The following is a 13,124-nucleotide window of genomic DNA, read 5'->3' as shown; positions in this document are numbered from 1 at the left end:
TCTCTCCTTTCAGGCGCGCGGACGCGGCTCTTTGGGCATGCCCAAGGCACGCTCGGCGATGATGTTGCGCTGGATTTCGTTGCTGCCGCCGTACAGGGTGTCGGCGCGGCTGAACAGGTACAGCGACTGCAAACGGGTCAGTTGGTAGGGCGCCGCTTCGAGCAGTTCCGCTTCGGCGCCGAGCACGTCCATCGCCAACTTGCCGAGGCTGGCGTGCCAGGTCGACCAGAACAGCTTGTAGATGGTCGCCTCTTTGCGCAGCGAACCGTCCTGGCTACCCGAAAGCATGCGCAGCGAGTTGTAGCGCATGATCCGCAACCCGCTCCAGGCTTCGGCCAGGCGCTGGCGCAGGATCGGATCGCGGTCGGCACCGTTGGCTTTAGCGATGGCGATGATTTCGTTGAGTTCGTTCTGAAACTGCATCTGCTGGCCGAGGGTCGACACACCGCGCTCGAAACCGAGCAGCGCCATGGCGATCTTCCAGCCGTCGCCCGGCGCGCCGATGATGTTGGCGGCGTCGGTGCGGGCATCGTCGAAGAACACTTCGTTGAACTCCGAGGTGCCGGTCAGTTGCTCGATAGGCCGCACGGTGATTTCCGCCTGGGCCATCGGCACCAGCAGGAACGACAGGCCGCGATGGCCGACGCTGCCAGGTTCAGTACGAGCGATGACAAAGCACCAGTCCGATTCGTGGGCCAGGGAGGTCCAGACTTTCTGGCCATTGATCACCCATTGACCGCTCGCCTCATCCAGCGTGGCGCGGGTCTTGACGTTGGCCAGGTCGGAACCGGCCCCCGGCTCCGAATAGCCCTGGCACCAGAACGACGTGCCGCTGACGATTCCCGGCAAAAAGCGCTGTTGCTGTTCAACCGTGCCAAACGCGGCAATGGTCGGCCCGGCCAGCCCTTCGCCGATATGACCCATGCGACCGGGGCCGCCGGCGCGGGCGTATTCTTCGTGGAAAATCACTTGCCGGGTGATCGACAAGCCACGCCCGCCATGCTCCGGCGCCCAGCCGACGCAGGTCCAGCCACCTTCGGCGAGTTTGCGTTCCCAGGCTTTGCGCTCTTCGGGAAACATGTGCTCGTCGCCCGGACCGCCGCGAAAACGCAGGGCCTCGAACTCACCGCAAAGGTTGGCGCTCATCCAGTCGGCCACTTCCTGGCGGAAGCATTCGTCCTGCTCGCTGAAACTGATTTTCATGGCTGCTCTCCAAGAATCACCGAAGCAATGCGCTCGCGATGCCAGGCCGGTAGCCCGAGGAAACTCTCGCTGGCGCGGGCGCGCTTGAAGTAGAGGTGCGGGTCGTATTCCCAGGTGAAACCGACACCGCCGTGCAACTGGATCGATTCGGACGCGCAGTGGAAATAGGTCTCGGAGCACTGCGCCTTGGCCAGCGCCGCCGCCAGCGGCAATTGGACCGCGACCTGCGGATCACCCTGGGGGTCGAGAACCTCCTGGGCCACGCACGCGGCGTAGTAGCTGGCCGAACGCGCGCATTCGACTTGCAGCATCATGTCCGCGGCGCGGTGTTTGAGGGCCTGGAAACTGGCAATCGGGCGCCCGAACTGCTGGCGCTCCTGCATGTAGGCCACGCTGAGATCGAGCACCTGCTGCGCGCCGCCGGTCTGCTCGGCAGCCAGGCCGATGCAGGCCAGTTGCAGGACGCGCTCAAGGTGCGGCCAGCCGTGACCGAACTCCCCCAGCAGCGCATCAGCTTCAAGGTACAGGCCCTTGAGCTGGATCCGCGCCTGGCGCCGGGTCTGGTCCATGGTCGGCAACATCTGTCGCGCGATGCCTGCGCTTGCGGCGTTCACGGCAAACAGGCTGATGCCCTTTTCGCCAGTGGTTCCGGGTTGTCGTGCGGCAATGATCAACAGATCAGCGCCATGGCCGTCGAGCACATGCTTGAGGGTGCCGTCGAGGACGAAGCCGTCACCTTCGGCCAGCACCGTTGCCTGGACATCGTCGGCTGACCAGCCGTTGGCACTGCTGAACGCCAGGGTCGCCGTCACGCTGCCATCGGCGATCGACGGCAACCAGCGCTGTTTCTGTTCATCATTGGCGGCCAGCAACAGCGCGGGTGTGGCCATGCAGGCGGTGGCGAAAAACGGTGAGCACAGCAAACGCCGGCCCATCTCTTCGAGCAGGATCGTCAGCTCGACAAAACCGAGGCCAAGGCCACCGTAGGTTTCGGGGATATGAATGGCGGGCCAGCACATTTCCTGGCACAAACGCTGCCAGAGGACTTCGTCAAAACCCCGTTCACTGACCATTGCCGCCCGCACGGCGGCAGAATCCGAGACATCGGCGAGGAAGCCCTCGGCCGATGCGCGGATCATTTCCTGTTCGTCGCTGAATGCAAACTCCATCGCGGCGCCTTCTGCTCGTTTGGCGGGGCGCGCATGGCGCAACACCCCTTTGAGCATGAAGTCTGGCGCCAGCGGGACGCGGCAGAATCGTTAGCCTTGCCTAGTCCGAACGGGCGATGTCAAAGTGCGCTCACGCAAGTGAAAAACATGAATCAGCTAAGGATGCAGAACCATGAGCACTGAGCAAGAGACGACTTTCGACGAACCGCGGCTCAACAGTACGGAAATTCGCATTCTGGGTTCGTTGATCGAGAAACAGGCCACCAGCCCGGAAACCTATCCCCTGACCCTCAATGCGCTGGTGATCGCCTGCAACCAGAAAACCAGCCGCGAGCCGGTGATGAACCTGACGCCGGGCCAGGTCGGCCAGAGCCTGCGCGCGCTCGAAGGGCGCGGCTTCGCCAGGCTGGTGATGGGCAGCCGTGCCGATCGTTGGGAACACAAGGTCGACAAGGCCCTGGAACTGGTGCCGGCGCAGGTGATCCTGACCGGGCTGATGTTTCTGCGCGGCCCGCAGACCGTCAATGAACTGCTGACCCGCAGCGGCCGCATGCATGAATTCGAAGACGCCGAACAGGTCGTGCATCAACTCGAACGCCTGATCGCCCGGGGCCTGGCCGTGCTGATACCGCGTCAGGCCGGCCAGCGTGAAGACCGCTATACCCACGCTCTGGGTGATCCGGCGGATATCGAAGCCATCATGGCGGCACGACAGAACCCGACCGAACGTGGCAGCAACGGGGTTTCGGTAGAACGGATCGAAGAACTGGAAGCGCGGATTGCGGCGCTGGAAGAGCGGTTGGCACGGCTGGAATAGCCTGGATGTTTGCCTGGCACAAAACCTGTGGGCTGAATGGCATTTGTGATTGACACAAAACCTGTGGGAGCGGGCTTGCTCGCGAAAGCGGATTGTCAGTCACATCAATGCTGGATATGCCGACGTATTCGCGGGCAAGCCCGCTCCCACAGTGGATCGATGGGCTGACTGACATGTGTGATTGACACTGAAGGGCTTTGAGTTACTCCCCGTCCCAGTAATCCACCCCATCCGCCTGCCGGGCCACCGCCACAAAGCCTGAAGCATTCCCCTCGGCATCGACCTTGAAGTCATCCATCACGGCGTATTTGCCGGAATCCGGGTATTCGCAGATCTCCGGTGATTGCTGGGTGCTGACGGCCAGATACCGCAACTCGCCGTTGCTGGTATTGATGATCTGATGCGCCTGTTCAGGCCCACCCGGTGGACAGGCGATCACATCACCGGTGCGGATTGGAAAACGCTCGTCTCCCAGGCGCACCTGCCCTTCCCCGGCCACGACGTAGAACATTTCCTCATTGACCCGATGACTGTGAAACGGGCTGCCACGCATGCCCGGCTCCAGCACATAGAGGCGATATCCCAGCTTTTGCGCCCCCAGTTGCTGACCGACCCGGGCCTGGCGCTGTTGATAACGACCGGCGGTTTCACCGCTCGGCGCAAACGCTTCGGGCAGCGGTTCAAGCTCGACAGTGTTCAAATTGAGAATGGGGGGATGCATGGGCACCTCTTAGCTGCGGGCAAACGCCACGGCCTTCTGGAATTGCTCATCCGTCGGCCGTACACCGGTATAGAGCACAAATTGCTCCAGCGCCTGGATCGCGATCACTTCCAGCCCGGTGATGACCCGCTTGCCTTCGGCGCGGGCACGCACGATCAGCGGCGTTTCCGAGGGGATCGCCACCACATCGAAGACGGTTTCCGCTTTTTCGATCACATCGCCCTCAAAGGCCAGTTGCTCGGCCTCCGGCCCTCCCGTCATGCCGATCGGGGTGACATTGACCAGCATCTGCGGGCGACGACTGCCCAACTCTGCCTGCCACTCATAGCCCAACGACTGCGCCAGCGCCTGCCCGGCGCGCTCGTTGCGGGCCACGATCAGGCCGTTCTCGTAGCCGCCATCGCGCAAGGCGCTCGCCACGGCCTTGGCCATGCCGCCGCTGCCGCGCAAGGCAAAGGTCGAGTCCTTGGGCACCTGGTGTTTTTCCAGCAACTGGGCCACGGCGATGTAATCGGTGTTGTAGGCCTTGAGATGACCGTCGGTGTTGACGATGGTGTTGATCGATTGAATGGCGGCGGCAGAGGCGTCGAGTTCATCGACCAGGGCAATGCAGGCTTCCTTGAACGGCATCGACACCCCACAACCACGAATGCGCAGGGCGCGAATGCCGGCGACGGCGCCCGGCAGGTCCTGGCTGGCAAAGGCCTTGTAGTAGAAGTTCAGGCCCAGTTGTTCATACAGATGATTATGAAAACGCAGGCCAAAGTTCCCGGGGCGCCCTGAAAGGGACATGCACAGCTGGGTGTCTTTGTTGGGGTTCATCTGCATGGCAAAGCTCCTTCAAATGCACTTTTCGGATGGACGGGATTAGCCGTCCATCGGGATCTGATCGATCATGAAAGCCTGGACGCACAGGCTTGAACAGGTCGGTAAGAAAGTCGGTACAGACCTTACACAAAATTTACCTGGCGGCCGTGCTGTTTTTCGAAAAAAAGCTGTCTTAGAAGTATCCCCGCGACAATCCCTGGGTCTATTGCAGGCACAGGCGCCGGGCTGAAGAACCGAGGAACTATCATGATCCGTAAAATCCCCACAGTAGCCTTGCTGATCGGCGCCCTCGCTATCACGGGACAGGCGCAAGCCCATGGTGGTGGTAATTACTGGCAGGGTCCGGCGGTGTTTGGCGCGATCGTCGGTACTGCCATCGTAGGTTCGGCTCTGATCAACGCCAACCGCCCGGTCTATGTCGCGCCGCAACCGGTCTACGCCCCGCCGCCTCCGGTTTATTACGCGCCACCGCCCCCGGTTTACTACCAGCCGGCCCCGGTCTACGTGCAGCAACCGATCTACTACCGCCCGGCCCCGGTTTACTATGGGCCACCCCGTGGCTACTACGGCCCGCCACGCGGCTACTACGGCCCACGACACGGCCGCTGGTAACGAAGACATCAAGCCCCGCTGAAACAGCGGGGCATTTTTTTTGAGCCCGTTGGTCGGCGCAGGTCTGGATAAATCTCGCCAAGGTCGCTATCGGGACAGTGCGCCCGGCAGAAACGGGCAAGATGGACTCGACCGGTTTTGTGCCGCGCGGCGAAAAACGGTCATATTTTTGTCATGACAGATCCGCAAGCTCGGTGCTGTCCGTCGAAAACAGCTTGATAACAACAAGGACGACCACATGCCAACGCAAAACCCGCACCGCATCGTCGGTCTGTGCACCTCCAGCAAGGTGTACAACGCACTGACCGAACTCAAGCACCTGGAAGGTCATCGCAGCGCCAAGTTTCTCTCGCTGCTGACGCAAAACCTGGTGCGCAAGGGCCTGCTCAACGAGCAGGAAGTGGTGAACATGCTCGATCAGGTGGTCAACTGACCGACCAACGGTCGTTTGCCCCCGCTGGCATCAATGACCACTATTGAAAGCGTTGATTACTCCTCGAGGCACCCGGACTTTAAAGTAGCTCCACAGATTGATGGAGGTACTTGTCATGTCCCAGGTTCAGATCATGTCCGTTATCGGCAGCGCCGTCCCCGCCCAGCTCAGAGAGCTGGGCATGCTCGCCTGCTGGTATCTGGTGCAGGACGGTGTGCAGATCAGCGGCCCGCTCACTTCGCTGCCCGCCGCCCGTGAACTGTCGCAACGCATCGGCACCGCCCAGTCCGGCAGGCTCAGCGCCTAAGGCAGCTGTACCCGCGGTTTGGTTTCGATGAAAATGTCCCAGCTGGACATGAACAGGGCCGCGATCAACGGGCCGATGACAAAGCCGTTCAGCCCGAAAATCGCCAGGCCACCGAGGGTCGAGATCAGGATCATGTAATCCGGCATCCGGGTGTCCTTTCCCACTAGAATCGGTCGAAGCACGTTATCCACCAGGCCGATCACGAAGATCCCGAACAATCCCAGCACCACGCCCTGCCAGATGGCCCCGGTGAGCAGGAAAAACGCCGCCACCGGTACCCAGACAATCCCCGCCCCCACCGCCGGCAACAGCGACAGAAACGCCATCAACACCGCCCAGAGCACTACGCTGGGAATGTCCAGGAACCAGAAAATCAGGCCACCCAGCGCGCCTTGTGTGATCGCCACCAGCAGGTTGCCCTTCACCGTGGCCCGTACCACACGATTGAACTTGAGCTGCAAACGACGTTTCTGCTGTTCCTCCAACGGCACCGCCGCACGCACCTTGCGTGCCAGTTCCGCGCCGTCGCGCAGGAAGAAGAACAGCAGGTACAGCATGATGAAGAAACTGACGATGAACTCGAACGTGCCCTGGCCAAAAATGAAGGCCTTGGCGGCCAGTTCCTGCCCGCCGGTCATCGCACTCTTGACGATTTTCTCTCGCAGCCCGTTCAGCTCACCCATGCCGAAGCGATCCAGCAGATGCTGGAAATACGGCGGCAGGATGTGCTTGAACTGCGTCACGTACCCGGCGATGTCCAGTTCGCCGCTCTCGATGTTCTTGTAGAGCGCAACCCCCTCCTGGACCAGGAGGCTGCTGAGGACTATCACTGGCAGGATCGCGATCAACAGGCAGATGCTCAGCGTGAGCAGTGACGTGAGGTTGCGCTCCCAGCCGAACCTCAACTGCAGCCGCCGTTGCAGCGGAGCGAAGAGGATGCCGAGGATTACCGCCCAGAACACAGCGCCGTAGAACGGCAGCAGGATCCAGATGAAGGCGACGCTCACCAGGGCCAGAAGGACGGTCAGCGATCTGTCTTTCAGGGTTTCTTCGTTCATATCCGATCCATGCCCGCCTGGACGAAACACTTCCGTCCTGATCTTTAGTCCGCTACGGCTCGCGCGAGTGCCATCTCTTTGTTGATCAGACATAGATCCAGGTCAATAAACGCTCGGCACGGGGCGTTTACCCTGTGCGGCTTTTGCGACGACACCACCATGAACCTCACCGCGCCAGAACTGCTCGCCCCCGCCGGCACCCTGAAAAACATGCGTTATGCCTTCGCCTACGGCGCCGATGCCGTGTACGCCGGCCAGCCGCGCTACAGCCTGCGGGTGCGCAACAATGAATTCGACCACGCCAACCTCGCCCTCGGCATTCGCGAGGCCCAGGCGCAGGGCAAGCGCTTCTACGTGGTGGTGAACATCGCGCCGCACAACGCCAAGCTCAAGACCTTCCTCAAGGACCTTGAACCGGTGATCGCCATGGCCCCCGATGCGCTGATCATGTCCGACCCCGGCCTGATCATGCTGGTGCGCCGGCACTACCCGCAGATGCCGGTCCACCTTTCGGTGCAGGCCAATACCGTGAACTGGGCAAGCGTCGAGTTCTGGCAGCAGCAAGGCTTGAGCCGGATCATCCTGTCGCGGGAGCTGTCGCTGGAAGAGATCGCCGAGATCCGCGGGCAAGTGCCGGCCATGGAACTGGAAGTGTTCGTGCATGGCGCATTGTGCATGGCCTATTCCGGGCGCTGCCTGCTGTCGGGGTACATGAACAGACGCGACGCCAATCAGGGCAGTTGCACCAATGCCTGTCGCTGGAAATATTCGGCGCAGCCGGCCACGGAAAACCAGCTGGGCGAAATCGTGCAGACATTCGACCCCGAACCGACCCTGGGCATCGGCGCGCCCACCGATCAGGTGTTCCTGTTGCAGGAAGCCAATCGTCCCGGCGAACAGATGCCTGCCTTCGAAGACGAACACGGCACGTACATCATGAACGCCAAGGATCTGCGCGCCGTGCAACACGTCGAACGCCTGACGCAGATGGGCGTGCACTCGCTGAAAATCGAAGGCCGGACCAAATCGCACTTTTATTGCGCGCGCACCACCCAGGTTTATCGCCGGGCCATCGACGACGCAGTGGCGGGCCGGGCCTTCGACCGCGGCCTGATGAGCGACCTGGAATCCCTCGCCCAGCGCGGCTACACCGAAGGTTTTCTGCGCCGGCATGTGCATGACGAATACCAGAACTACCAGAACGGCAGCTCAGTATCGGAGCGGCAACAGTTTGTCGGTGAGCTGACCGGGCAGCGCCGGGATCGCCTGGCCGAGGTCAAGGTGAAAAACCGCTTCGGCGTGGGCGACCACATGGAGCTGATGACGCCCAGGGGCAACTTCCACTTCGATCTGCATCAGCTGCAGAACGCCAAGGGTGGAGCGATCGACATTGCACCGGGGGATGGGCATAGGGTGTATTTGCCGATACCGGATGCGGTGGATCTGCAGTTTGGGTTGTTGATGCGGGACGTAGGTGTGAACTGACCTTCAAATACACACACAACCCTGTGGGAGCGAGCTTGCTCGCGATAGCGGTGTATCAGTCAATATTGTTAGCGACTGACACTCCGTCATCGCGAGCAAGCTCGCTCCCACAGGCTCTCCCACAGGTACTGCGTCAGGCAAATTCCTCGCGGAGCATCGCCACAAACGCCTCACGCGCCGGGTGCACCCCGGCGTTTTCGTGCCAGTAGAACAGGCTCTCGATTGCCGTCAGTTCGGGAAACTCAAACGCCACGCACCCGGCGCCCTTGGCGTATTGATCGAAAACCCCTTTAGTCACCAGCGCCACACCGGCCCCGGCGCTGACGCAACCGACAATCGCGCCATAGCTGGCCAGGCTGACAATCGGCAGCGCCAACCCATTTCGCAATAGCCAATGCTCCATCGCCGCCCGGTAAGGACAGCCCTGGGGCCAAAGGAACATCGTCTTGTCATGCAGGTCCGTCACGCTGCGCAACGGCCCCAGGGATGTCGAGGCGATCAGCAGCAACTCTTCGCGGTACATCGGCGTGCGCTTGAGGTGCGAACGCTCGACGTCGACCGCGACGATGGCGCCGTCGAGCTTGTGATTGAGCGTGTCGTCGAGCAACTGGCTCCAGGTGCCGGTGGTCAGTTCCAGCGCCACCTGCGGGAAACGCTTGTGGAATTTCGCCAGCAGGCGCGGCAATCGCCCGGTGGCCGACGACTCGATGGCGCCGATGCGCAACGGCCCTGAGGGTTCGGCCGAAGGGTCGACCGCCCGCTTGGCCTCGACGGTCAGGGCGAGAATTTTCGAGGCGTAGGCCAGGAAGGTCTGCCCCGACGGGCTGATGCGCAGCCCTCGGCCTTCGCGCAGGAACAGCGCGACACCCAGCTCAGCCTCGAGGGCCTTGATCCGTGCCGTGATGTTGGACGGCACGCAATGCAGCAATTGCGCTGCGCGGGCAATGCTGCCGACCTCGGCCACGGTCTTGAACATGCGAATCTGTGCCAGCTCCATACATCACCCATAGTGAACAATTAGCGCAGTATAAGTCAGTTGTGGCGAACGATAGGCTTTCTGATACTCCGTGCATCAGCCCACAGGTGCACGACCATGACGCCGCTCACACCCTCCCCCGCTTCACCCTGGAAAATCATTCTGGCCATGGCATTTGTCGTGGCGTGCTGGGGCTACTCCCCGACCGGCATTCATATCGGCTTGCAGGCCTACGACCCCGTGCACCTGGCCCTGCTACGCTTCCTGCTGGCCTCCGTGTTCATGGCCGTGGTCGCGGTCATCAAAGGCATCCGCCTGCCCAGCCTGCGAGACTTGCCGCTGATGTTCGGCCTGGGTTTCTTTGCCGTGAGCCTGCATCACGTGGCGATCAACTTCGGGCAGCAGGGAGTCAGCGCTGGCGCTTCGAGCGTCCTGGCCCAGACCACGCCACTGTTCAGCACATTGATCGCACGCTTCGTGTTCAAGGATCAGGTGAGCCTGTGGCGCTGGGGTTGTGTGCTGCTCGGGTTGTTCGGCGTGGTGATAGTGGTGGCGGGCGATCATGGCCTGGGCAGCATTGACGCCCACGGCTTGCTGATCCTGCTGGCGGCGGTGTCCTGGAGCCTCTACTTTGCCCTGCAAAAACATCACACCGGGCGTTACGACGGGCTGACGCTGGTGTGCTACACGGTGTGGTCCGGTACGGTGCTGTTGTTGATTTTTCTGCCCGGCCTTGTGGATCAAGTCGCCCTGGCGCCGATGCGCGTGCAGTGGGCGGTGATTGCCCTGGGGATATTCCCCAGTGCCCTGGCGTACCTGGCCTGGGCCTATGTGCTGGCGCATGTCGATTTGAGCCGGGCGACCATGACGCTGTATCTGACGCCGCCGACGGCGATGGTGATGGCCTCCTATGCGCTTGGCGAACGGCCGACGTTGATGATCGTGGTGGGTGGGCTGGTGGTGTTGGCGAGTGTGCTGGCGTTGAATCTGGAGCGGCGGGCTGTGGTTGTTCAGGCTGTCAGGGTCTGATTCAGGTTTTTCGCTGTCAGGTCTGGCGCTATCGCGAGCAAGCTCGCTCCCACAGGGTTTTATGGTTGCCGCGGTTCCTGAGCACGACCCAGAACCTGTGGGAGCGTGGCTTGCCCGCGATGAACGATAACGCGGAATCACTGACCATCAGCTGGCCGAAAACCGGTCACGACTGTTGGTCAGGTGCAACCACATCGCCGCCCGCGCCGCGTCCGGGTCCTGGCGCTTGATGGCGTTGAGGATCGCCTCGTGCTCAAGATTGGCCAGCTCGCCGAGCTTGCTCAAGTCCACGGCCCCCCGCTCGGCCGCATTGACCCGGGTGCGCGGGATCATGGCGCTGCCCAGGTGCTGCATGATTTCGGTAAAGCAGACGTTGCCGGTGGCTTCGGCGATCAGCAGATGAAAACGCCGGTCCGCTTCGACACAGCTGTCGTTGTTGGCCAGCAGGCTTTGATAATCGTCCAGCGCTTCACGCATCTGCGCCAGTTGCAGATCGGTGCGGCGAGTTGCCGCCAGCGCCGCCGCCTGGGTTTCCAGGCCCATGCGCAACTCCAGAATGCTGCGTACCCCCAACGCCGTATCGACATTCAGTCGCAGCCCCTGCTCCGGTGCGCGCTCGATCACGAACGTGCCAATGCCATGCCGGGTTTCCACCAGCCCCGAGGCCTGCAACTTCGAGATCGCCTCGCGCACCACCGTGCGACTGACCCCGTGTTCCTGAACGATGGTGTTTTCCGACGGCAGCTTGTCGCCGGGCAATATCTGGCCCAGCAGGATGCGCTGGGTCAGTTTCTCCACCAGGTCATGGGCCAGGTTGTGGCTGCGCTTGCGGGCGGGTGCTTCGAGGTCTTCTTGCATGAGGGTGTCCGGAAATCAGGGCTATCGAATCGTAGCACCGCGCCGGGCGGGAATCCTGAAAAATCTCGCTCAGCTTGTATGACAACACTCAACAATTAGCCCATATCGATTCGTTTTAAAGGCCACACGCCACCATCACCAGAATAAAAAATCTCTAATGCAGCGCCATTTCATTGGACAAAGGCAGTTGCAAGATCAAAAAACCTAGTTGTATGATGTCTATCAACAACGCAGCACTCAGCTTCACCCCGCATAAAAATAACGAGTGGGAGAAAACGCAGTGAATACATCCGTCTCCGGGATGCACGACGACGCCAATTCAGCGCTGAAGTCCGCCATCGCCAAAGTCAAACGTCACGTCTTGCCGCTGTTCGTCATCATGTTCATCGTCAATTACATTGATCGAGTGAACATCGGTTTCGTCCGCGCCCACATGGAACACGACCTGGGCATTGGCGCTGCAGCCTACGGCCTCGGCGCCGGCCTGTTCTTCATCGGCTATGCGCTGTTCGAAGTGCCCTCCAACATCCTTCTGCAAAAAGTCGGCGCCCGCATCTGGCTGACGCGGATCATGCTGACCTGGGGCCTGGTCGCCGCAGGCATGGCGTTCATCCAGAACGAAACTCACTTCTACATCCTTCGATTTCTGCTGGGCGTGGCCGAGGCCGGATTCTTTCCCGGGGTGATCTACTACTTCACCCGCTGGTTGCCTGGCGTGGAGCGTGGCAAGGCGATTGCGATTTTCCTCAGTGGCTCGGCGATTGCCTCGCTGATCTCCGGCCCTCTGTCCGGCTTGCTGCTGCAAATCAGCGGACTCGGCATGCATGGCTGGCAATGGATGTACTTCATCGAAGGCATGTTCTCGGTGGGTCTGTGTGTTTTTGTCTGGTTCTGGCTCGATTCCAAACCCCACGATGCCAAATGGCTGAGCCGCGACGAGCAGGACGCGCTGGTCAAGGCCATCGACGACGAACAACTGGCCCGCGAAGCCGCCACACCGATCAAGCCGTCACTGGGCAAATTGCTCAAGGATCGCCAGATCATCCTGTTCTGCGTGATCTACTTCTTTATCCAGCTGACCATCTACGCCGCGACTTTCTGGCTGCCGAGCATCATCAAGAAGATGGGTGACCTCAGCGACTTCCAGGTCGGAATGTTCAACTCGATTCCGTGGCTGCTGTCGATTGTCGGCATGTATGCCTTCGCCTCGTTGTCGGCCAAGTGGAAGCATCAGCAAGCCTGGGTCGCCGCGGCCCTGCTGATCGCCGCTGCCGGGATGTTCATGTCCACCACCGGCGGGCCGGTCTTCGCCTTCGTCGCGATCTGCTTTGCGGCGCTGGGTTTCAAATCGGCCTCGTCGCTGTTCTGGCCGATTCCCCAGGCTTATCTGGACGCACGCATCGCCGCCGGTGTCATCGCGCTGATCAACTCGGTGGGCAACCTCGGCGGTTTCGTCGCGCCGACCACCTTCGGCCTGCTGGAAGAACGCACCGGCTCCATCCAGGGCGGACTCTACGGCTTGGCCGCGACCTCGATCATCGCCGCGATCATCGTCTTTGCCGCACGCAACAAACCCAAAGTCGCCCCCGTCACCGCACCAGGCAAACCAGCGTCCCACCACGCCTGAA

At 61.3% G+C, this 13,124-nt stretch carries 14 protein-coding genes; 7 read left to right on the top strand and 7 right to left on the bottom strand.

Features of this window, described 5'->3' with window-relative positions; translation table 11 throughout:
- Window positions 1–9: 9 nt before the first annotated feature.
- Window positions 10–1,203, bottom strand: coding sequence for an acyl-CoA dehydrogenase family protein (locus tag PPUTUW4_RS08450; RefSeq protein ID WP_015094244.1), 1,194 nt, complete (start codon window positions 1,201–1,203; stop codon window positions 10–12).
- The gene (locus tag PPUTUW4_RS08445; RefSeq protein WP_041474999.1) at window positions 1,200–2,372 is read right to left on the bottom strand and encodes an acyl-CoA dehydrogenase family protein; all 1,173 of its coding nucleotides are present in this window, start codon (window positions 2,370–2,372) and stop codon (window positions 1,200–1,202) included. The genes PPUTUW4_RS08450 and PPUTUW4_RS08445 overlap by 4 nt, the downstream gene beginning before the upstream one ends.
- A gap of 172 nt (window positions 2,373–2,544) precedes the next feature.
- Between PPUTUW4_RS08445 and PPUTUW4_RS08440 the strand changes: the two genes are divergently transcribed.
- Entirely contained in the window at window positions 2,545–3,189 is a 645-nt protein-coding gene (locus tag PPUTUW4_RS08440; protein WP_015094242.1) for a DUF480 domain-containing protein, read from the top strand.
- 202 nt (window positions 3,190–3,391) lie between these two features.
- On the opposite strand, the gene PPUTUW4_RS08435 is transcribed toward PPUTUW4_RS08440, so the two are convergent.
- On the bottom strand, window positions 3,392–3,910 hold the full coding sequence (locus PPUTUW4_RS08435; protein WP_015094241.1) for a cupin domain-containing protein: 519 nt from the start codon (window positions 3,908–3,910) through the stop codon (window positions 3,392–3,394).
- 9 nt (window positions 3,911–3,919) lie between these two features.
- Window positions 3,920–4,738 carry a shikimate 5-dehydrogenase gene (locus PPUTUW4_RS08430; protein ID WP_015094240.1) on the bottom strand — a complete coding sequence of 273 codons (819 nt, stop codon included), beginning with the start codon at window positions 4,736–4,738 and terminating at the stop codon, window positions 3,920–3,922.
- Window positions 4,739–4,984: 246 nt separating this feature from the next.
- On the opposite strand from PPUTUW4_RS08430, the gene PPUTUW4_RS08425 reads away from it, so the two are divergent.
- From PPUTUW4_RS08425 to PPUTUW4_RS08415, 3 genes are all read left to right on the top strand, one after another.
- Window positions 4,985–5,350, top strand: coding sequence for a hypothetical protein (locus PPUTUW4_RS08425; RefSeq protein ID WP_015094239.1), 366 nt, complete (start codon window positions 4,985–4,987; stop codon window positions 5,348–5,350).
- Between the two features lie 238 nt (window positions 5,351–5,588).
- Window positions 5,589–5,783: a hypothetical protein gene (locus PPUTUW4_RS08420; protein WP_007976845.1), complete on the top strand. Its 195-nt coding sequence runs from the start codon at window positions 5,589–5,591 to the stop codon at window positions 5,781–5,783.
- A 115-nt stretch (window positions 5,784–5,898) separates the two neighbouring features.
- Entirely contained in the window at window positions 5,899–6,090 is a 192-nt protein-coding gene (locus PPUTUW4_RS08415) for a hypothetical protein (protein ID WP_015094238.1), read from the top strand.
- On the opposite strand, the gene PPUTUW4_RS08410 is transcribed toward PPUTUW4_RS08415, so the two are convergent.
- On the bottom strand, window positions 6,087–7,148 hold the full coding sequence (locus PPUTUW4_RS08410) for an AI-2E family transporter (protein ID WP_015094237.1): 1,062 nt from the start codon (window positions 7,146–7,148) through the stop codon (window positions 6,087–6,089). The two genes, PPUTUW4_RS08415 and PPUTUW4_RS08410, sit on opposite strands and share 4 nt — an antisense overlap.
- A gap of 159 nt (window positions 7,149–7,307) precedes the next feature.
- Here PPUTUW4_RS08410 and yegQ point away from each other — a divergent pair, with 159 nt between their 5' ends.
- Window positions 7,308–8,633: a tRNA 5-hydroxyuridine modification protein YegQ gene (yegQ, locus tag PPUTUW4_RS08405; RefSeq protein WP_015094236.1), complete on the top strand. Its 1,326-nt coding sequence runs from the start codon at window positions 7,308–7,310 to the stop codon at window positions 8,631–8,633.
- 133 nt (window positions 8,634–8,766) lie between these two features.
- On the opposite strand, the gene PPUTUW4_RS08400 is transcribed toward yegQ, so the two are convergent.
- Window positions 8,767–9,630 carry a LysR family transcriptional regulator gene (locus PPUTUW4_RS08400; protein ID WP_015094235.1) on the bottom strand — a complete coding sequence of 288 codons (864 nt, stop codon included), beginning with the start codon at window positions 9,628–9,630 and terminating at the stop codon, window positions 8,767–8,769.
- Window positions 9,631–9,726: 96 nt separating this feature from the next.
- Between PPUTUW4_RS08400 and PPUTUW4_RS08395 the strand changes: the two genes are divergently transcribed.
- Window positions 9,727–10,638: a DMT family transporter gene (locus PPUTUW4_RS08395; protein WP_015094234.1), complete on the top strand. Its 912-nt coding sequence runs from the start codon at window positions 9,727–9,729 to the stop codon at window positions 10,636–10,638.
- A 147-nt stretch (window positions 10,639–10,785) separates the two neighbouring features.
- Here PPUTUW4_RS08395 and PPUTUW4_RS08390 read toward each other — a convergent pair whose 3' ends face one another.
- Complete coding sequence (locus PPUTUW4_RS08390; RefSeq protein WP_015094233.1) at window positions 10,786–11,496, bottom strand: FadR/GntR family transcriptional regulator; 711 nt, start codon at window positions 11,494–11,496, stop codon at window positions 10,786–10,788.
- 280 nt (window positions 11,497–11,776) lie between these two features.
- Between PPUTUW4_RS08390 and PPUTUW4_RS08385 the strand changes: the two genes are divergently transcribed.
- Entirely contained in the window at window positions 11,777–13,123 is a 1,347-nt protein-coding gene (locus PPUTUW4_RS08385) for an MFS transporter (protein ID WP_015094232.1), read from the top strand.
- Window position 13,124: the final 1 nt, after the last annotated feature.

The organism is Pseudomonas sp. UW4, from assembly GCF_000316175.1.
In the GTDB taxonomy this organism is placed as follows: domain Bacteria; phylum Pseudomonadota; class Gammaproteobacteria; order Pseudomonadales; family Pseudomonadaceae; genus Aquipseudomonas; species Aquipseudomonas laurylsulfatiphila.
Note: the sequence above shows the minus strand (reverse complement) of the source record. Positions and strands in the feature narration are given on the sequence as shown.